Annotated in this window: 22 protein-coding genes; 14 read left to right on the top strand and 8 right to left on the bottom strand. The window is 66.3% G+C overall.

Annotated features, from left to right (window positions below; all coding sequences use genetic code 11):
- Both ON23_RS19905 and ON23_RS19900 read right to left on the bottom strand, forming a co-directional pair.
- A partial coding sequence (locus tag ON23_RS19905; RefSeq protein WP_167331875.1) for a cyclic pyranopterin monophosphate synthase MoaC occupies window positions 1–170 on the bottom strand: 170 nt, incomplete at its 3' end.
- A 56-nt stretch (window positions 171–226) separates the two neighbouring features.
- The gene (locus ON23_RS19900; RefSeq protein WP_039780013.1) at window positions 227–1,429 is read right to left on the bottom strand and encodes a molybdopterin molybdotransferase MoeA; all 1,203 of its coding nucleotides are present in this window, start codon (window positions 1,427–1,429) and stop codon (window positions 227–229) included.
- Window positions 1,430–1,721: 292 nt separating this feature from the next.
- On the opposite strand from ON23_RS19900, the gene moaA reads away from it, so the two are divergent.
- Window positions 1,722–2,780, top strand: a complete 1,059-nt coding sequence (gene moaA, locus ON23_RS19895) for a GTP 3',8-cyclase MoaA (protein WP_039780012.1) — start codon at window positions 1,722–1,724, stop codon at window positions 2,778–2,780.
- Complete coding sequence (locus ON23_RS19890) at window positions 2,773–3,015, top strand: MoaD/ThiS family protein (RefSeq protein ID WP_036504097.1); 243 nt, start codon at window positions 2,773–2,775, stop codon at window positions 3,013–3,015. Before moaA ends, ON23_RS19890 begins: the two co-directional genes overlap by 8 nt.
- Window positions 3,016–3,022: 7 nt before the next feature.
- Here ON23_RS19890 and nadE read toward each other — a convergent pair whose 3' ends face one another.
- A complete protein-coding gene (nadE, locus tag ON23_RS19885) occupies window positions 3,023–3,868 on the bottom strand; it encodes an NAD(+) synthase (RefSeq protein ID WP_039780011.1) in 846 nt (281 codons plus the stop codon).
- A 9-nt stretch (window positions 3,869–3,877) separates the two neighbouring features.
- Window positions 3,878–4,495, bottom strand: coding sequence for a TetR/AcrR family transcriptional regulator (locus ON23_RS19880; RefSeq protein ID WP_373282208.1), 618 nt, complete (start codon window positions 4,493–4,495; stop codon window positions 3,878–3,880).
- Between the two features lie 218 nt (window positions 4,496–4,713).
- On the opposite strand from ON23_RS19880, the gene ON23_RS19875 reads away from it, so the two are divergent.
- The 8 genes from ON23_RS19875 to ON23_RS19840 all read left to right on the top strand — a co-directional run bounded on the left by ON23_RS19875 (window position 4,714) and on the right by ON23_RS19840 (window position 12,779).
- Window positions 4,714–5,277 (top strand): NAD(P)H-dependent oxidoreductase, encoded by a 564-nt coding sequence (locus ON23_RS19875; protein WP_039780018.1) that lies wholly within the window; start codon window positions 4,714–4,716, stop codon window positions 5,275–5,277.
- A gap of 156 nt (window positions 5,278–5,433) precedes the next feature.
- On the top strand, window positions 5,434–5,556 hold the full coding sequence (gene ykgO, locus ON23_RS19870) for a type B 50S ribosomal protein L36 (RefSeq protein WP_039780010.1): 123 nt from the start codon (window positions 5,434–5,436) through the stop codon (window positions 5,554–5,556).
- Window positions 5,557–6,034: 478 nt separating this feature from the next.
- Window positions 6,035–6,268 carry a redoxin NrdH gene (locus ON23_RS19865; RefSeq protein WP_039780008.1) on the top strand — a complete coding sequence of 78 codons (234 nt, stop codon included), beginning with the start codon at window positions 6,035–6,037 and terminating at the stop codon, window positions 6,266–6,268.
- Between the two features lie 44 nt (window positions 6,269–6,312).
- Entirely contained in the window at window positions 6,313–6,816 is a 504-nt protein-coding gene (nrdI, locus tag ON23_RS19860; RefSeq protein ID WP_051042917.1) for a class Ib ribonucleoside-diphosphate reductase assembly flavoprotein NrdI, read from the top strand.
- A gap of 35 nt (window positions 6,817–6,851) precedes the next feature.
- Window positions 6,852–8,957, top strand: a complete 2,106-nt coding sequence (nrdE, locus tag ON23_RS19855) for a class 1b ribonucleoside-diphosphate reductase subunit alpha (RefSeq protein ID WP_039780005.1) — start codon at window positions 6,852–6,854, stop codon at window positions 8,955–8,957.
- Window positions 8,958–8,988: 31 nt separating this feature from the next.
- Complete coding sequence (locus ON23_RS19850) at window positions 8,989–9,753, top strand: NUMOD3 domain-containing DNA-binding protein (protein ID WP_039780003.1); 765 nt, start codon at window positions 8,989–8,991, stop codon at window positions 9,751–9,753.
- A 353-nt stretch (window positions 9,754–10,106) separates the two neighbouring features.
- Window positions 10,107–11,708: a magnesium transporter gene (gene mgtE, locus ON23_RS19845; protein ID WP_244969797.1), complete on the top strand. Its 1,602-nt coding sequence runs from the start codon at window positions 10,107–10,109 to the stop codon at window positions 11,706–11,708.
- Between the two features lie 378 nt (window positions 11,709–12,086).
- Window positions 12,087–12,779 carry an alpha/beta fold hydrolase gene (locus ON23_RS19840; RefSeq protein WP_039780002.1) on the top strand — a complete coding sequence of 231 codons (693 nt, stop codon included), beginning with the start codon at window positions 12,087–12,089 and terminating at the stop codon, window positions 12,777–12,779.
- Here ON23_RS19840 and ON23_RS19835 read toward each other — a convergent pair.
- Complete coding sequence (locus ON23_RS19835; RefSeq protein ID WP_039779996.1) at window positions 12,765–13,163, bottom strand: GNAT family N-acetyltransferase; 399 nt, start codon at window positions 13,161–13,163, stop codon at window positions 12,765–12,767. The two genes, ON23_RS19840 and ON23_RS19835, sit on opposite strands and share 15 nt — an antisense overlap.
- Before the next feature lie 286 nt (window positions 13,164–13,449).
- Here ON23_RS19835 and nrdF point away from each other — a divergent pair, with 286 nt between their 5' ends.
- Window positions 13,450–14,412 carry a class 1b ribonucleoside-diphosphate reductase subunit beta gene (gene nrdF, locus ON23_RS19830; RefSeq protein WP_039779995.1) on the top strand — a complete coding sequence of 321 codons (963 nt, stop codon included), beginning with the start codon at window positions 13,450–13,452 and terminating at the stop codon, window positions 14,410–14,412.
- 105 nt (window positions 14,413–14,517) lie between these two features.
- Here the strand turns inward: nrdF and ON23_RS19825 are convergent, their stop codons facing one another.
- Window positions 14,518–14,964: a MarR family winged helix-turn-helix transcriptional regulator gene (locus tag ON23_RS19825; protein ID WP_039779994.1), complete on the bottom strand. Its 447-nt coding sequence runs from the start codon at window positions 14,962–14,964 to the stop codon at window positions 14,518–14,520.
- A gap of 57 nt (window positions 14,965–15,021) precedes the next feature.
- Here ON23_RS19825 and ON23_RS19820 point away from each other — a divergent pair, with 57 nt between their 5' ends.
- On the top strand, window positions 15,022–15,396 hold the full coding sequence (locus ON23_RS19820; protein ID WP_039779993.1) for a VOC family protein: 375 nt from the start codon (window positions 15,022–15,024) through the stop codon (window positions 15,394–15,396).
- On the opposite strand, the gene ON23_RS19815 is transcribed toward ON23_RS19820, so the two are convergent.
- Window positions 15,374–15,937 (bottom strand): P-loop nucleotide/nucleoside kinase family protein, encoded by a 564-nt coding sequence (locus ON23_RS19815; RefSeq protein WP_051042910.1) that lies wholly within the window; start codon window positions 15,935–15,937, stop codon window positions 15,374–15,376. The genes ON23_RS19820 and ON23_RS19815 overlap by 23 nt on opposite strands.
- Window positions 15,938–16,026: 89 nt before the next feature.
- On the opposite strand from ON23_RS19815, the gene ON23_RS38705 reads away from it, so the two are divergent.
- A complete protein-coding gene (locus ON23_RS38705; protein WP_174376501.1) occupies window positions 16,027–16,527 on the top strand; it encodes a hypothetical protein in 501 nt (166 codons plus the stop codon).
- Window positions 16,528–16,570: 43 nt separating this feature from the next.
- Here ON23_RS38705 and ON23_RS19805 read toward each other — a convergent pair whose 3' ends face one another.
- Complete coding sequence (locus tag ON23_RS19805) at window positions 16,571–17,647, bottom strand: ABC transporter substrate-binding protein (protein WP_039779992.1); 1,077 nt, start codon at window positions 17,645–17,647, stop codon at window positions 16,571–16,573.
- Window positions 17,648–17,846: 199 nt separating this feature from the next.
- Between ON23_RS19805 and ctaD the strand changes: the two genes are divergently transcribed.
- On the top strand, window positions 17,847–19,402 hold a 1,556-nt coding region (gene ctaD, locus ON23_RS19800), incomplete at its 3' end, for an aa3-type cytochrome oxidase subunit I (RefSeq protein WP_039779991.1).

Below are 19,402 nucleotides of genomic sequence, written 5' to 3'. Positions count from 1 at the left end.
TCCGAGGTCTTCTTCGCCCCCGAGATACCGGCGATGCGGGCCGTCGACAGCACATCGGCCTTCGGCAGATCGTCCGCGCGCACCAGCGCCACCACCTCGGGCGTCGTCCGCAACAGGCCGGCCGCGACCGCCACCCGTGCCGTCTCCGCCTTGGCGCTCACATCGACCATGCGCGCCCGGCCTTCCGCGTCGACATGCGACAGAGCCGCGGCATCAGGCAGTTCGTTCACAGTTCGCGCACCCTCACCAGCGAACCGGCCGCCACCGACGTGACCTCGGCCGGAATTTCGATCAGAACATCGGCCTGGGCCATGGCCGCCACCAGATGTGACCCGGGCCCCGACACCGAGCGCACCCCCGCGCCTTCGCGCCGGCCCCGCAGGAACTGCCGACGGCCGGCCGGGGAACGCACCGGATCCAGCAGCGCCACATCGTAATTCGGCACCGGAGCCAATCCGCTCAGCTGCCGCAGGATCGGCCGGGCGAACACCTCGAACGACACCATCGTGCTCACCGGATTACCCGGAAAACTCAGAATCGGAATCCCGTCGACCACACTGACGCCCTGCGGACCGCCGGGCTGCACGGCCACCGGACCGAACTCGCCGCCGAAGTCGGCCAGCACCTCCTTGACCACTTCGAAATCGCCCTGCGACACCCCACCCGAAGTGAAGACCACATCCGCGGCCGCCGTCGCGACCGACAACTTGCGGCGGAACTCGGCCGGATCGTCACGGCTGTGCGACACGTCCACCACGTCGATCCCGTTGGCGCCCAACGCCGCAGCCAGCGCGATGCCGTTCGAGTTGTAGATCTGCCCCGGACGCAACGCGACACCCGCCGACACCAGCTCGTCGCCGGTCGTCAGGACCGCCGCCCGGATCCGCCGCGCCGCTCTCACCGAGCTGATGCCCACCGCCGCCAGCGCCGCGATCCGATGCGGCGACAACAACGACCCGGCCGCCACCAGCAACTCACCGCGCCGAATATCGGTACCCGCCTCGCGCACGAAATCGCCCGCGTTGCGGCCGCGTTCGATCGACACCCCGCCGTCGACGGCGCGGGTGTCCTCCACCGGCACCACACAATCGGCGCCCGGCGGAATCGGCGCACCCGTCATCACCTTGACCGCCGCTCCGTCCGGCAATCGGTCCGGGCCGCCCTGACCGGCGGCCACCACGCCGGCCACCGGCAGCGTCACGGGCGTCACCGCCACCGACTCCGCCCGGACCGCATATCCGTCCATCCCCGAATTGCGGAACACCGGCAGGTCCAGCGGCGACCGCACATCCTCGGCCAGCATCCGCCCCCGCGCCCCGTGCAACGCCAACTGCTCCACCTGCCGCGTCGCCAGCGGTCGCAGCAACTGTTCGATCCGCTCCCGATGATCCTCGACGGACCGAGCCACAGTCTTGGCAGGCTGACTCATAGACGTCAGCCTAGCTGGGTATATGGCCTCCGCTTCGCTCCGGCGGGTCTCGGCCCCTTGGCCTCGATTTTTCACTCCTCCGGTCAGTCGCTGCGCTCCCTCCCTCCGTCGCTGCAAAATCGAGGCGGGCCGAGACCGTTGGGGTTCAGCGTCGCGGTTGGGTGAAGACCGGCTGCATGGGTTTCGCGTTCGGTTGCTCCGGCGGTGCTCGGCTCACTCACGGACGTGCTCGGCTACCTCACAGGTGGTGACTTGCGGGACGTGAGGTGGGGGTGGCCCCCATAATGGAGGAGTGACCGTCGTTCTCATGGGGATTCCCGCCGTCCGGGGCGGGCGGCCCTCCCTGGACGGACGGCCCGACACGGACCTGCTCGTCGACAGATTCGGGCGCACGGCCCGGGATCTGCGCGTGTCGATCACCGAAAAGTGCTCGTTGCGTTGCACGTACTGCATGCCGGAGGAGGGGCTGCCGGCCATTCCGGCCGACGAATTGCTCTCGGCCACGGAGATCGTGCGGCTGGTGGAACTCGCGGTGCGGCGGCTGGGTGTCCGCGAGGTGCGCTTCACCGGCGGCGAGCCGCTGATGCGCCGCGATCTCGAGCAGATCGTCGCCGGATGCCATGCCGCCGTTCCCGACACACCGCTGGCCATGACCAGTAACGGCGTCGGGCTGGAACATCGCGCTCGCGCGCTGGCGGCCGCGGGACTCGGCCGGGTCAATATCTCTCTCGATACCGTCGACCCTGCCGGATTCGCCCGGCTCACCCGCCGGGATCGGCTCGGTTCGGTGCTGACCGGCATCCGTGCCGCCCATGCCGCCGGCCTCTACCCGGTCAAGGTCAATGCGGTGCTGATGCGCGAAACGCTTTCGGGTGCGGTCGATCTGCTGCGGTGGTGTCTGAACGAGGGATGCGAACTGCGCTTCATCGAGGAGATGCCGCTCGACGCCGATCACGAATGGGCGCGGACCAACATGGTCACGGCGGCCGAACTGCTCGACGTTCTCGGCACGGCCTTCACCCTCACCGAGGCCGGGCGCGCCGACCCGTCCGCCCCGGCGGAGACCTGGCTGGTGAACGGCGGTCCGGCCACGGTCGGCATCATCGCCTCGGTCACCCGCCGATTCTGCGGCGACTGCGACCGCACCCGCCTGACCGCCGACGGCATGATCCGATCCTGCCTGTTCAGCGATCAGGAATACGATCTGCGTTCACTGCTGCGCGCCGGCGCGAGCGACGACGAACTGGCGCAGCTGTGGCGCGGCGCGATGTGGAACAAATGGGCCGGGCACGGCATCGACGCCGCCGATTTCGTCCCCCCGGAACGCACGATGGGAGCCATCGGTGGTTGAGGTCAGATATTTCGCCGCGATCGCCGACGCGGTCGGCAAATCCAGCGAACATCTCGACCTGCCCGAGTCGGCGACGGTCGGTGATCTGCGCTCCGCATTGCGCTCGGCCTACGGCGCCGACCTGGATCCGATGCTGAAGGTCTGCGCCTATCTCGTCGGCGAGGAACTCACCCGCGACGACAGCACGCGCCTGACCGCCCGCGTCGACGTACTACCACCGTTCGCGGGCGGCTGACGCGGATTCAGCTTTCTTTCCACCACGTGTCCAGCGGTGTCGCCGGAACGGTGCGCTTGTGCCGGGTGTTTCGGTAGATCTCCTCGACGCGCTCGGCGACCTCCGGTGAGACGTCCTTACCCTCGAGGTAGTCGTCGATCTGGCTGTATTTCAGGCCCAGCGCCTCTTCGTCCGGCAGGGCCGGGCGGTCGTCTTCGAGGTCGGCGGTCGGAACCTTCTGCCACAGCCGCGGCGGCGCGCCCAGCTCCTGCAGCAGCGCCGCGCCCTGCCGCTTGGTCAAGCCGGTCAGCGGAGTGATGTCCACACCGCCGTCGCCGTACTTGGTGAAGAATCCCGTCACCGCTTCGGCGGCGTGGTCGGTGCCCACGACCAGCAGATTCAGCTGTCCGGCAACCGCGTACTGGATCACCATGCGCTCGCGGGCCTTGATATTGCCGCGCACGAAATCGCGCAACTGGGCCTGGTCGCCGAGCAATTCGCGCACACCCTCGGCGGTGGCGGCCGCCACCGCGTCCGCGCCCGGCTTCACATTGACCTCGACCGAGCGGTCGGGCCGGATGAAATCCAGTGCCACCTCGGCATCCTCGGCGTCGGCCTGGGTGCCGTAGGGGAGCCGGACCGCGACGAACGTCGCCTCCCGGCCACGGGCCCGCAGTTCCTCGGCGGCGAGCTGGCACAGCTTGCCGGTCAGTGTGCTGTCCTGACCACCGCTGATGCCGAGAACGAAACCCGTTGCGGGGGTGGAACTCAGATAGTCGGCCAGGAATTCGACGCGGCGCCGCACCTCGACCTTCGGCTCGATCCCGGCCGCGACACCCAATTCGGCGATGATCTGTTCGCGCAGGTTCCCCATGGGGCCACTCTACTGGGCGGGCGCCACGAGTGCGCGCACCACGTTTTCCCAGTGGTCGGCGATCTGTTCGGGCCTATAACCCAGGACTCGCAGTTGATGCAGCACCAGGCCGGCGTCGAGGATGGCCAGCAGGGTGTCGGCCGTCAGTGCGATGTCGCCGCCCACTTCGAGCTGTCGAAGCAGCAGCGAGACATGGGTTTTCGAGATGTTGTACGGTGCGCTGGCGTAGCGGCCGGATTCGTCGGCGGCGCGGCGCATTTCGCCCTCCACCTCGATCCCGGCCAGGCGGGCGCGTCCGTAGGCGATCAGCCGCTGCAGCGGTGGGGCGCCCGGGCCCAGCGGCGGCGGCCCGAACATGAACGCCGCCTGCAGTTTCTGCTCGGACTGGTCGAGCAGCGCCAGCATGAGCCCGGAGCGATTGCCGAATCGCCGGAACACGGTGCCCTTGCCGACGCCCGCGCGTTTGGCGACCGCGTCCATCGTGACGCCGTCGGCGCCGAATTCGCGCACCAGTTCCTCGGCGGCGTCGAGCAGCAGTTGACGGTTGCGTACGGCATCGCTGCGCTCGGAGTGTTCGGCTACCGGCAGCGCGGTGGTGATCGCGGACGGCGGCAGTTCGACGGCCACGGCCTCCAAGGGCAGCGCGCCGGGATGCGGCGCGGCGGCGAAGACCGGATCCGACGCGTGCGGATCGGACGAATGGGACGAATTCGATGGCGGCGAATCCGGAGTGTCGCAGTTCACAGTTCGGTTACCCCATGACCCGGGAATGAAAGCGGACCGTAGTCCGGTTAACGTGTCGTGAAAGCGGAAGCCACCGCCGCCCCACCGCACAAGGAGTGATCATGTCACAGACTCGCATTCTGGCTCTCGTCGGCAGCTTGCGTGCCGGTTCCATCAACCGGCAGCTGGCCGAGGCCGCCGCCCAGACCGCACCGGAAGGTGTCGAGGTCGATATCTACGACGGTCTCGGGAATATTCCTTTCTACAACGAGGACATCGACGTAGCGGGTCAGGTGCCCGCGGCCGCGCAGGCGCTGCGTGACGCCGTCGCCGCCGCCGACGCGCTGGTGCTGTTCGTCCCCGAATACAACGGCACCATCCCGGCCGTGCTCAAGAACGCCGTGGACTGGGCCTCGCGTCCCTACGGCGCGGGTTCGATCAAGGGCAAGCCGGTCGCCGTGATCAGCGCCTCGATCAGCCAGAACGCCGCGAAGTGGGCGCACGGTGACACGGTGAAGGCGGTCGGCGTGGCCGGCGGCAGCGTCGTGGAGAGCGCGCACCTGCACTTCGGCACCATCGGCCAGCGCTTCGGCGAGGCGCATCCGCGCGAGGACGCCGAGGCCCTCACCCAGCTCGCCGCCGCGATCACCGAACTGGTCGCCGCGCGGGAATCGGTCAACGCCTGAGCGTGAGACGGTAACCGGCTCGAGCTTTCGAGGGGTCGCACCGACGGTGCGGCCCCTCTGTGTGTCCGGGTGGACCGGTGCGCCGTGACCGGCGTCCTGGTGGCCGCGGCATGCGGCCCTATAGGATATGAAAACCATTTCCATTAGGAGGTTGTCATGAAGGTGCGGAACTCGCTGCGTTCACTGAAGGACAAGCCGGGCGCCCAGGTGGTGCGACGCGGTGGCAAGACCTATGTGATCAACAAGAAGGAGCCGCGGTTCAAGGCTCGCCAGGGCTGATCCGGTCCGGCTGCGACACGCCGGAGTAGGTGGCGGGGTGCCGCGTTCGTTCTCCGGAACGGGCGCGGCACTCGGCTGTTTCGGGCGTGTCGCAGTGGGCATGTTGAGGTCGGCGTGACCGGTGTGACTAAAGATGGCAGTGGGTTTGCTGAGAAAGAGCTGGACATAAAATCGTGATCTGCGCCACTGCCGTGTCGGGTTGCGAATCGACTGTCCTGGTACTTACGGCCGTCGAATTTCATCTTTGTGGTTCGCAACATGTCGTGTTGTATGAATCTGTCGGCCACTAGGTGTAGTGTCTTGAACGCTGGAAGGGGAGACGAACTCCGAGCCGATCACCACCGTGTGATCGCCGGTGGTGCCCCTACTTCCAGGGGTTTGCGCAGTACCAGATGGATCGTGCTCAGTACGGATGCTCACAGCAGATGGCGTACCGATTCAAGGCTGCATCGGATAAGGCAAGGAGAGAGGGTCACCCATGAGTATCACGGTCTACACCAAGCCCGCTTGTGTCCAGTGCAACGCCACCTACCGCGCGCTCGACAAGGCCGGTGTGGAGTACGACGTCGTCGATATCTCCGAGAACCCCGAGGCCCGCGACTACGTGATGGCGCTGGGATATCTGCAGGCCCCCGTCGTCGTCGCCGGCGATGAGCACTGGTCCGGTTTCCGTCCGGACCGCATCAAGTCCCTGGTGACCGCCGCGGCCTGATCCGCTGCGGTCACCGTTCGTCCGATGTGGGAAGGGGGAGTGGGATGGCTGGGTTGTCCGGGGAAGGGACCCAATCGACGCCCGCTCTGGTCTACTTCTCGAGCGCGTCGGAGAACACGCACCGCTTCGTCGAACGGCTGGGTTTGCCGGCCGTTCGCATTCCGCTCCGCACCGCCGATTCGCTGCGCGTCGACACGCCCTATGTGCTGATCTGCCCCACCTACGGTGGCGGCCGGCACGTGTTCGACGCGCAGCGCGGCGAGGGAGCAGCCGGTCGTTCGGACAAGGAATTCGTCCCCAGACAGGTGGCGAAATTCCTCAACGATCCGCATAATCGTGCGCTGTTGCGCGGGGTGATCGCGGCCGGCAACACGAACTTCGGCGATACGTATTGCTATGCGGGAGAGGTCATCTCGCGCAAATGCGGGGTGCCGTACCTGTATCGCTTCGAACTGATGGGAACCGCCGAGGACGTCGAGCGCGTCCGAGAGGGATTGGGATTGTTTTGGCAACGACAACAGCACCGGCCGGAAAGACGGCCCGCCTAGAGCGCCCGGTCAGCACCGAGACCTCGACCGAGGGCTTGGACTATCACGCGCTCAACGCGATGCTGAATCTGTACGGGCCCAACGGTGAGATCCAGTTCGACAAGGATGTCGCCGCCGCCCGGCAGTACTTCCTGCAGCACGTCAACCAGAACACCGTCTTCTTCCACAACCTCGACGAGAAGCTCGACTACCTCGTGGAGGAGAACTACTACGAGCCCGAGGTGCTCGACCAGTACAGCCGGGCCTTCGTCAAGAAGCTGTTCCAGCAGGCCTACGCGAAGAAGTTCCGGTTCCCGACCTTCCTCGGCGCCTTCAAGTACTACACGTCCTACACGCTGAAGACCTTCGACGGAAAGCGCTATCTGGAACGGTTCGAGGACCGGGTCTGCATGGTCGCGCTGACCCTGGCCGCCGGTGACGAGGTCCTCGCGCAGCAGCTCGTCGAGGAGATCATCGACGGCCGCTTCCAGCCGGCCACCCCGACGTTCCTGAACTCGGGCAAGAAGCAGCGCGGCGAACCGGTCTCGTGCTTCCTGCTGCGCATCGAGGACAATATGGAGTCCATCGGGCGCTCCATCAACTCGGCGCTGCAGCTGTCCAAGCGTGGTGGCGGAGTCGCGTTGCTGCTGAGCAACATTCGCGAGCACGGCGCGCCGATCAAGAAGATCGAAAACCAGTCCTCCGGCGTCATCCCCATCATGAAGCTGCTCGAGGACTCCTTCTCCTACGCCAATCAGCTCGGCGCGCGTCAGGGCGCGGGTGCGGTGTACCTGCACGCGCACCATCCGGACATCTACCGCTTCCTCGACACCAAGCGCGAGAACGCGGACGAGAAGATCCGCATCAAGACGCTGTCGCTGGGTGTGGTGATCCCCGACATCACCTTCGAGCTGGCGAAGAAGAACGAGGACATGTACCTGTTCTCGCCCTACGACGTCGAGCGCATCTACGGCGTGCCGTTCGCTGACATCGACGTCACCGAGAAGTACTACGAGATGGTCGACGACAAGCGCATCCGCAAGTCGAAGATCAACGCCCGCGAGTTCTTCCAGACCATCGCCGAGCTGCAGTTCGAATCCGGTTACCCCTACATCATGTTCGAGGACACGGTGAACCGGGCCAACCCGATCAAGGGCAAGATCACCCACTCCAACCTGTGCTCGGAGATCCTGCAGGTCTCCACGCCGTCGGTGTTCAACGACGACCTGTCCTACGCGAAGGTCGGGAAGGACATCTCCTGCAACCTCGGCTCGCTCAATATCGCCAAGGCCATGGACTCACCGGATTTCGGGCAGACCATCGAGGTCGCGATCCGGGCGCTGACCGCGGTATCGGACCAGACCCACATCTACTCGGTGCCCTCGATCGAACAGGGCAACAACGAATCCCACGCGATCGGCCTGGGCCAGATGAACCTGCACGGATATCTGGCGCGCGAGCGGGTCCACTACGGATCCGAAGAGGGTGTGGATTTCACCAACATCTACTTCTACACCGTCGCTTACCACGCGGTTCGGGCCTCCAACAAGCTCGCCATCGAGCGCGGCACGGCCTTCGGCGGCTTCCCGGAGTCCAAGTACGCCAGCGGCGAATACTTCGACAAGTACACCGAACAGGCCTGGGAGCCGAAGACCGACCGCGTGCGGGAGATCTTCGCCGAAGCGGGCGTGCACATCCCGACCCAGGAGGACTGGCGCGAGCTGAAGGCCTCGGTCATGGAGCACGGCATCTACAACCAGAACCTGCAGGCGGTGCCGCCGACCGGATCGATCTCCTACATCAACCACTCCACCAGCTCGATTCACCCGGTGGCGTCGAAGATCGAGATCCGCAAGGAAGGCAAGATCGGCCGCGTCTACTACCCGGCCCCCTACCTGACCAACGACAATCTCGACTACTTCGCCGACGCCTACGACATCGGCTACGAGAAGATCATCGACACCTACGCCGCCGCCACCCAGCATGTGGACCAGGGCCTGTCGCTGACCCTGTTCTTCAAGGACAGCGCCACCACCCGCGACGTCAACAAGGCCCAGATCTACGCCTGGCGCAAGGGAATCAAGACCCTGTACTACATCCGCATCCGCCAGATGGCGTTGCAAGGGACTGAAATTGAGAATTGTGTCTCCTGCATGTTGTAATCGCGCGTAGTCGATTCGGTGCGGGGGTGCGATGGATAAGCCGAAATACGGTGTCATCTACGGAGTTCGCCTCCGCACCGAGTACGACTACCGCTATGTGGGGCTCACGACGAAGCCGGAGCACGTACGGCTCGGTCAACACTTCAAGGCAGCTGCGGCAGGTCGCAAGACGCCGTTCTACGACTGGCTGCGCAAACAGGATCGTGACGCCGTCGTTGCGGATGTCCTGGACTGGGTTTACGGCCTTGAGGATCTGGGTCGGGCTGAAATCGCATGGATTGCCTATCTACGGAAAGAAGGTCAGCCGCTACTCAACCTGTCCGAGGGTGGACTGGGGCCTGTTGGTGTGATCTGGACCGCCGAAATGCGGGAGGCCGCGCGGATTCGGTCGACCGGACGTCCGGGTGTGAGTCGTTTCGGTGACGAGAACCCGTTTTTCGGCCGCACACACTCGGCATCGCAACGCGCGAAATGGTCGATCGACCGCAACGGCTCGTTTCGAGGCGAAGCGAATCCCAACTTCGGGAAGTTCGGCGCTGCGCACCCGGGATTCGGCCATGCGATGCCGGAAGAATCGCGTCGGCGACTTTCGGAAATGCGAATGGGTGCGGGAAATCCGAACTTCGGGCGGACGGCCAGCCCTGAGACTCGGGCGAAGATGTCCGCCGCCCGCAAGGGACGACCGATGCCTTCGAGCAGGCGCAGTGCCCACACGCGACATCACACGAACAAGGGTGTCTTCAAGGAGACATGTCGATATTGCGTCGAGGATGCGGCCGAAACGAAGGACGAGTGAGGGAGGCGGCGGCCGTCGTACTGATCACCCCTCGCTCGGTGCATGGGCGAAACCGAAGTTTCGTGGTTCGGCGCGGCGGCGGTTGGGGGTGTAACCTGCATCCGGGCGCTGTGCGTCCGGGCGATGACCAGGCGACGAGGCAGGTCATCGGGGTGCCGGGAGGGCATCCGAAATTTCCTGACGGTGAGGTGCTGGCGATGAGGAGGTGGGTGGCTGTGCGTAGCGAACCCCCGAGTCGAAGGCCGCGCGGCGCCGTCCTCCTGTTCTGCCGGTAGAGCTTTCGGTGGCGAGGTCGGTGCCTCGCGGTGTGATCCGTGATCCCGTACCCACTCGCAGTATGCCGAGGTTCTGTCATGTCGACCGATCTGTTCTTTGCCGCGCCCGCACGCCCGGATGTCCCGGATGACGGACACGCAGCCACCTCTCCGGAAACCGGGCTCTACCACGTCGGAGCCGAGCCCGATTGCGCGTCTGCCGGCGAAAAACGCGCGACCGAAACGAGTGCGGGGGAAACGAGCGCCGTCGACGCGAGCGGATACCACGCTGCCGTCGCCGATTCGAGTTCCGCCGATACGTCGGTTCGCAGTGCTGCCGCCGCCGAAACGGCTGTCGCCGAACAGCATTCGGACCACGTCTCGCTCCGCGACCTCATCGACGACCGCCGCGTCGACGCCGCGCTGACCTGGCTGGACGACAACGCCCCGCATCGGATCGCCGACGAACTCGCGCGCATGGACGCCGTGCACGCCGGCATCGCGTTCCGGCTGCTCGACAAGGACCGGGCGCTGGCGGTGTTCGAGGAGCTCGAGCCGGTCGACCAGCAGCAGATCCTATCCGGAATGCGCGATCAGAGCTTCCGGGAACTGGTCGAAGGCATGGACCCCGACGACCGGGCCCGGATGCTGCGCGAGGCCCCCGCGACGGTCGCGAAGAAGGTGCTGGCCGGGCTGAGCCCACGCGAACGGCGGATGACCGCGGCGCTGCTCGGCTACCCCGAGGGTTCGGTCGGCCGCTACATGACGCCGGAAGTCGTTGCGCTGCACTGTGATCTGACCGTCGACCAGGCGCTGCGGGTGGTGCGCGCCAAGGGCGCCCATGCCGAGACCGTGTACACGCTGCCGGTGGTGGACGGCGGCCGCCGGCTCACCGGCGTGGTCGAGATGCGTGAACTGGTCCTCAGCGATCCCGGCACGATGCTGACCGAACTCGTCGTCACCGCACCGGTTTTCGCCCGCGCGATGGATGCCGCGGAGAAGGCGGCGCGGCTCATGCGCGAGACCAACCTGATCAACCTGCCGGTCGTCGACAGTGAGGATCGGCTGGTCGGACTGCTGACCATCGACGACGCGGTGGAGGTCATCGAGGCCGCCGACAGCGAGGATGTGGCGCGGCAGGCCGGTGCGAGCCCCTGGTCCGGGCACTATATGGCCGCCGGTGTGTTCCAGCTGGCCCGCTACCGCGCCATGTGGTTGCTGTTGCTGCTGGTCGCGGCGACCCTGACGGTCACGGTGACCGACGCGTTCGAGGCGACGCTGGCCCAGGCCGCGCATCTGGCGCTGTTCATTCCGCTGCTGATCGGCGCGGGCGGCAATGCCGGTGCGCAGGCGGCGACCTCGTGCGTGCGGGCCCTGGCCGTCGGCGAGGTGCGGGTGTCGGATCTGCTGAAGGTCATCTGGCGCGAATGCCGGGTCGGATTGGTGCTGGGCTCGATGCTCGCGGTGGTCGGCATGGTCATCGGCGCGGCGTTCGTCGGCGCGCAGATCGCGCTGGTCGTCGGCATCACCCTGGTGATCATCTGTGGCTGGGCCGCGACCATCGGCGGCACGATGCCGTTGCTGGCCAAGAAATTGTGCATCGACCCGGCGGTTATCTCCGCGCCCATGGTGACGACGCTGGTCGATGCGACGGGGCTGATCATCTACTTCACGACCGCGAAGCTCGTACTGGGGATCTGAGCCGGGACCGCCGGCGACCGCAAGCCGCCGGGAGGCGGGCATCGGGGTGGGCGCCAACCATACCGTCGACCCGCAGGCCGGCGCGCAGTCCGCTGTCCCGGCGGCCGTGCGATGCTCGGCGGGCGGGTACCCGTCGCTGCCGGCGTCGTCGCACGAGCGATGCCGGACGAAATTCTGCGCGGTATAGATATCGAAACCGCCTCGGCGGCAACGCCTCACGGTCCACATTCGTCCACCTGGGGGAGGTTGGCGGTGAACAGGTATCGAATGGCTTTCTATCGGTAGCAAGCCACGCTCCCCGCCGGTGAGACTGTCTCCACGTGAGGTGGTCGAGGTGGCGTGCCTCGACTCCGCGGCTGGAGAAAGTGGGAAAAGCTCATGGCGACATACGTTTTGGTGCCCGGCGGTTGGAAGGGTGGCTGGTCGTTCGAGGCGGTGGTTCCGCTGCTGGAGCGCGCCGGTCACACCGTCCACGCCTTGACCCTGACCGGTCTGCGCCCGGACGACGACGCGGCGACGGTCGCGACGACCAACCTCGACACACACGCCGTCGACGTCGTGGCGTTCCTCGACGGCGCCCACCTCACGGACGTGACGCTGGTCGGTCACAGCTACGGCGGCATGGTGATCACCGCCGCGGCCGACCGCGCCGGTGGCAGAATCGCCCGCCTGGTGCATCTCGACGCGTACGTCCCCCGTGACGGCGAATCGTGCTGGTCGGCGATGAACGACTACTTCCGGCAGGTGATCACGGACGGCGCCACGACCACCGGCTACGCCGTCCGCCCGCCCGGCGACGGCGACCCCCGCCGCCGCCCTCACCCCCTCGCGTCCTTCATGCAGACGATCCGGCTCACCGGCGCATTCGCCCGAGTCCCGCGCCGAGAGTTCGTCTACTGCTCCGGCTGGGAAGACCGCACCCCCTTCGCCGACCTCCGCACCCGCCTGCAAGCCGACCCCGAATGGTTGGTCCACGACCTCCCCACCGGCCACGACGCCATGCACGAAGCACCCGAGGCCGTGGCCGAACTGCTACTCGGCGAACGGAGTTCGGTGTCAGTTCAGTCGTAGCAGGCCGGCGTCGGTGGCGCGGAATCCGCACGCGTCGCGATAGAAGCTGTGCAGGTGAGGTTCGAAATCGACGTGCAGCCATTCGATACCGAGTTCACGCAGGTCGTCGGCCAGGGTCTGCACCAGGGCGGATCCGATGCGCTGCCGGCGGAGATCCGGGGCGACCGCGGTGTCGAGGAGGAACGCGTGGTTCCCCCCGTCCCACACCGCGTGCACGAAACCGACGAGTCGCTCACCGGCGAACGCGCCGACCCATGACCGGCTGTGCCGTTCCAGGCGCGCCTGCCAGGGCACCACCGTCCGGTCACCGCCGAATGCGTCCGCGTGCAGTCGCGAGAGGGCCTCGTCGTCGACAGCGAAACGTATACGGAGATCGGGGTTCATGCGGCATCCTCTCGGCGCGGGTGGGCGCGATGTTCCGGCACGGCCCGGGGATTGGATCGCAATGGCAAACTTTCGGCATCGTTGCCGCGATCGTGGCGCCGGCAGTAGCCTGTGCATCGCGCGCTCGTCATTCGCTTGCCGCCGCGGTGTGGAACTTCCCACCCCGGAACGCATTTGCCCAGGACATGGAAGACACAAGCTCTTGTGCTGTGCTGAGCGGAGGCCCACTAGGAGTAGTGTCCGAGCGTACAATGACCGGCGAAGCGGGAAGGGTGAGTGAGCGGGCGTGAAGCTGATCGATCGAGTGTCTGCGATCAACTGGAATCGGGTGCCCGACGAGAAGGATGCCGAGGTCTGGGACCGGCTCGTCGGCAACTTCTGGTTGCCGGAGAAGGTTCCGGTATCCAACGACATTCCGTCGTGGAACACGCTGAACGCGCACGAGAAGCAGTTGACCATGCGCGTGTTCACGGGTCTGACCCTGCTGGACACCATTCAGGGCACGGTCGGTGCGGTGAGCCTGATTCCGGATGCGCGGACCCCGCACGAAGAGGCGGTGCTGACCAATATCGCGTTCATGGAGTCGGTGCACGCCAAGAGCTACAGCTCCATTTTCTCCACGCTGTGCTCCACCCGTGAGATCGACGACGCCTTCCGCTGGTCGGAGGAGAACCCGAATCTGCAGCGCAAGGCCGAGATCGTGCTCGAGTACTACCGGGGCGACGAGCCGCTCAAGCGCAAGGTGGCCTCCACGCTGCTGGAGAGCTTCCTGTTCTACTCCGGTTTCTACTTGCCGATGTACTGGTCCTCGCGGGCCAAGCTCACCAACACCGCCGACCTGATCCGCCTGATCATCCGCGACGAGGCCGTGCACGGCTACTACATCGGCTACAAGTACCAGAAGGGTCTCGAGGATCTCACGCAGCCCGAGCGTGAAGAGCTCAAGAACTACACCTTCGAGTTGCTGTTCGAGCTGTACGAGAACGAGGTCGAATACACCCAGGACCTCTACGACGAGGTCGGCCTCACCGAAGACGTCAAGAAGTTCCTGCGCTACAACGCCAACAAGGCGCTGATGAACCTCGGCTACGAGGGTCTGTTCCCGCGTGACGAGACCGACGTCAACCCGGCGATCCTCTCGGCGCTGTCCCCGAACGCCGACGAGAACCACGACTTCTTCTCCGGCTCCGGTTCCAGCTACGTCATCGGTAAGGCGGTCAACACCGAAGACGAGGACTGGGAGTTCTGAGTTTCGCTCTCGCGTGACCCGGGCGTATCGCATTGCGTACGTCCGGGTTTCGTGTATGTGGGAAGGCGCCGTGTGCCGGCCGGCCCGCCGGGTGGATGGAGCCGTTCAGTGCTTCGCCGGATCGAGAGCTTCCGCGCACGTGGTCAGGTCTCGGTGCAGGCGTTCGGCGTTGCCTGCGGGCAGGGACGCGATCATTCGGCCTTCGACCTCGGCGACCACGTGACTGGCCCGGGCGAGCAGGCGGGCGCCCTCGGCGGTGAGCCGGGTCGGTAAGGCCCGCCCGTGCGGTGCCGTGGACGGACGGTCCAGGAGACCGCGATCCTCGAGTCCTTGCAGCACCGAATGCATGGACTGGCGGGTGACGAACGCGCCGCGGGCCAGTTCCGCGGCGGACAGGCCCGGTCGCTGACCCAGCAATTCGAGGCACGCGTATTGCGGCACGCTCAGGCCCAGCGGCCGCAGAGCCGTATCCATGGCACCACGCAACGCCGCGGCGGCCTGTTTGAGGACATAACCCACGGACGAATCGAGATCCACCTTCTCTTGCGACATGTCAGGATTCTGACATACTCTTCTATGTCAGAACCCTGACATAGAAGGAGAAACCCCATGGCTACTGTCACCGGACCCGACTTCATCGCCTTGCAGGTGCGTGATGTGGAGGCGGCGGCCGAGTTCTACGAGACGCATCTCGGATTGCGCCGCGCTCCGGCGAGCCCGCCCGGCGCGGTCGTATTCGACACGGCCCCGGTGTCTTTCGCGGTGCGGACGCCGTTGCCGGGCGTCGACCTCGATGCGGTCGCGCCGCGCCCGGGCGCCGGTGTCGCACTGTGGCTGCACGCCGGCGACGCGCAGCACGTGCACGATCATCTGGCCGCGGCCGGAGTCTCGATCCTCGCCGCGCCCGTGGACGGCCCCTTCGGCCGAACCTTCACCTTCGCCGACCCCGACGGATATGCCGTCACCGTCCACGACCGCGCCTGAGGTGGGCGACGTTCCCGGGATTGTCGGTGGCCCGCTCGATCCGTTCGATCAGATCGGTGTAGTCGACCGGGATGGTCGTATCGACGACGACGATCGGAGTGAGGTGTAGGGGCGTCGCCTGGTCCGCCCAGATGTCCCACTGCGTGCGCAGGCGCTCGTCGTCGTGGAAGAAATCGGCGCGTCGCCGTCGTGTGTAGCGGGCCTTCGCGACGTGCGCGGGGACGTGGCACCAGACTTCGACGGCCCGGTCCGCGCCCACCTTCTCGATACCGGCGCGGGCGAATTGCCGGTCGCGTGGTGCGAACCACCAGGAATCGATGACGACCGAGGTGGGACTGGTTCGCGCCAGCGACCAGACCGCGTCCATCGCCACACCGCCCAGATCCGGAAGGCCGGCGGGGTCCTCGACGCAGGTCGCCAGCGCCTCCTTGACCACATCCTTCGAGAGGAATCGGGCGCCCAGGACCCGTGCCAGCGCCTGTCCGACGGTCGATTTGCCGGCGCCCGGAAGACCGTTCACCAGCACGAGAAGTGTGCCCATCCGACCTATCATGACGTGCTCGGACGGGGTGTGGCCCGGATGCGGTGGGGTGGGTGTCGATCGGGCCGACCGCTCGGTATTATTCGAATATGTGTTCGAGTGCCGGTGGGGGTGTGTCGTCGGAGGGGACGGGCGATGGGTTCTCCGGCCGAGCGCCGCGACGGCTTCCGGACGGTGTTCCGCGGACCGAGGGGACCGAACCGCAGCTGCAGTATCCGAACGAGGCCGGCTATTACTACCGGGTGCTCGTGCAACCGCCGAAACCGGTGTGGGTGCGGTTGGATGCGATTCTCATCCGGGATCCGGGCGCGCCCCGGCACGTCAACGGGGCGGGGCTGGATATGACGGGGGAGCGGCCGGGGACGCTGACGCACTGGGTGCCCTCGTTCAGCGGGGAATGGCTGGGGCGGGTGAATTTCTCGGTCTGTTACGCGGACGGACGGGCGCCGCTGCATCTCACCGATCAGTTGGTGCCCGCCTATGCGCTACGCCCACGCGCGGCCGTCGACGATCCACGCCGTCCACCGACGGGCCGGCCGAACACGTCATCGCGTAGCGAGAGACGGACGGGCGAGGCGGACGGTCGATGAACCGGGACGCGACGCCTGCCGCGGCCGACCGCGCGTCACCGGATCAGTCCGTCACGTACCCGTTCAGCGTCTTGCGCAGGTCGTCGAGGATCGCCCGCGCCGCGGTGAGCCCGGAACCGTGCCAGAGGTCGTCCTCGACGGCGAAATCGCGTTTGTCGACGATCGCGCCGAGCTTTTTCCAGTCGTCGCTCTTCATGACTGATTCGCCGTGGCTCTTACCGTCGGGGCCGTCGAACATCAGATAGATGATGTCGCCCTCGATCTTGTTGCGGTCGCTTTCGGTGGCGAGGCTGTCCACCGTGAACGAGCCATCGCGCTGGGCGCCGGGGCGCTGCACGCCGGCGTCGGCGAGTACCTGTCCCGCGAACGTGTCGGTGCCCTGGGCCTGAATATCCTTGGGGGAGAAGCGGATCACCGACGCCTGCGACAGGTTGGCGGCGATCGAGGCCCCGGTTTCGCGGGCGTCCGTGCGGTAGTCCGCGAGCGCCTTCGCGCCGGCCGAACCGCGGCCCAGAGCCTCTGCGTAGGCGGTGAAATCGTCCTGCCAGCCGCGATGGTCGACCAGCACGGTCGGAGCGATCCCGCGCAGCGCGGCGAGATCCCCGTCACCCGCGGCGCCGAGAATCAGATCCGGTTGCAGCGTGGAGATTTTGGCCGTGTCCACCGCCCCCGAGGTGCCCACGCTCGGGATCTTCAGGACACCGGTGCCCAGATAGTTCGGCTGCGGCGCCGGTCCGGCCGTGGTGGTCGCACCGACGACCCGCTCCCACAGGCCCACCGCGCAGACCGCGTCGAGTGCCGCGGTATCCAGTACGACAATGCGTTTCGGATCCGCGGGCACCTGGGTCCCCGCCACCGTGTGGGTGCCCGAGGCCTGGTCGGGGGCGCTGGGCAGGGCGCAGGCGCGGGTGGTGTCGCGCTCGATGCCGACCACGCTCGCGCCGGCGATATTGGTGGTGGTCCGGACGATCGAACTCGACGCGTCGTCGCCCCCGGTGCCGCAGCCGGTGACCAGGACGGCCACGGCGCCCGCCGCCGCGCCGCCGAGCGCGAGCCGGCGCGCACTGGTGCGCTTGCGGGTCTTGGGCTTTCGGGTGGAGACGCGTTCGCTCACCGGCATGCAGCGTAGGGTACATGCGCCCACGTGCAGGATGATTGCGGCACCGTCCGCGCGGCGAATACGACACAGAGTAGGACCCCGTCGGACGCCTGCGACGCCACGGTTTACGATGCCTCTAGCGCAAGCCACCGTCGTTTCGTCATGCGCCGGAACGCACGAGCGTGCGAAACGAGCAGAAGGCACACCTTCAGGAGGATCAGTGACTGCTGTAGAGCCCCAGCCAGTCCCCAAGCTGGAAGCGACACGGCCGTATCCGGCACGACTGGGCCCGAAGGGTTCGTTCATCTACAAGGCCGTCACCACCACGGACCCGAAGGTCCTCGGTGTGATGTACCTGGTGACCGCGATGTCGTTCTTCATGATCGGCGGTCTGATGGCCCTGCTGATGCGCGGTGAGCTCGCTCGTCCGGGTCTGCAGTTCCTGTCGCCGGAGCAGTTCAACCAGCTGTTCACCATGCACGGCACGATCATGCTGCTGTTCTACGCGACCGCGATCGTGTTCGGCTTCGCCAACATCGTGCTGCCGCTGCAGATCGGTGCGCCCGACGTCGCCTTCCCGCGTCTGAACGCGTTCAGCTACTGGCTGTACCTGTTCGGCGCGACCATGGCGACCGCGGGTTTCATCACCCCCGGTGGCGCCGCCGACTTCGGCTGGACCGCCTACACTCCGCTGTCGGACATCGTGCACTCCCCGGGTGTCGGCGCCGACCTGTGGATTCTGGGTCTGGCCGTCTCCGGTCTGGGCACCATCCTCGGTGGTGTCAACATGCTGACCACCGTCGTCTGCCTGCGCTGCCCGGGTATGACCCTGTTCCGGATGCCGATCTTCACCTGGAACATCGCCGTCACCAGCGTCCTCGTGCTGCTGGCCTTCCCGCTGCTGACCGCCGCGCTGATGGCGCTGGCCTACGACCGGCACCTGGGCGGCCACATCTACGACCCGGCCACCGGCGGTTCGCTGCTCTACCAGCACCTGTTCTGGTACTTCGGCCACCCCGAGGTGTACATCATCGCGCTGCCGTTCTTCGGCATCGTGTCCGAGATCTTCCCGGTCTTCAGCCGTAAGCCGATCTTCGGTTACACCACCCTGGTCTACGCGACCCTGGGCATTGCGGCGCTGTCGATCGCGGTGTGGGCGCACCACATGTACGCCACCGGCGCGGTGCTGCTGCCGTACTTCTCGTTCATGACCTTCCTGATCGCGGTTCCGACCGGTGTGAAGTTCTTCAACTGGATCGGCACCATGTGGAAGGGGCAGTTGACCTTCGAATCACCGATGTTGTTCTCGGTCGGCTTCCTGGTGACCTTCCTCTTCGGTGGTCTGTCGGGCGTCATCCTGGCCAGCCCGCCGCTGGACTTCCACGTGTCCGACACCTACTTCGTGGTCGCGCACTTCCACTACGTGCTCTTCGGCACCATCGTGTTCGCCACCTTCGCGGGTATCTACTTCTGGTTCCCGAAGATGACCGGCCGCATGCTGGACGAGCGCCTGGGCAAGTGGCACTTCTGGGCGACCATGGTCGGCTTCCACACCACCTTCCTGGTGCAGCACTGGCTGGGTAACGAGGGCATGCCGCGTCGTTACGCGGACTACCTGCCGACCGACGGTTTCACCACCCTGAACACGATCTCCACGATCGGCGCCTTCATCCTCGGTGCCTCGACGCTGCCGTTCATCTGGAACGTCTTCAAGAGCTACCGTTACGGCGAGGTCGTGACCGTGGACGATCCGTGGGGCTACGGCAACTCGCTGGA

This window comes from Nocardia cerradoensis NBRC 101014 (assembly GCF_000308535.1).
In the GTDB taxonomy this organism is placed as follows: domain Bacteria; phylum Actinomycetota; class Actinomycetes; order Mycobacteriales; family Mycobacteriaceae; genus Nocardia; species Nocardia cerradoensis.
Note: the sequence above shows the minus strand (reverse complement) of the source record. Positions and strands in the feature narration are given on the sequence as shown.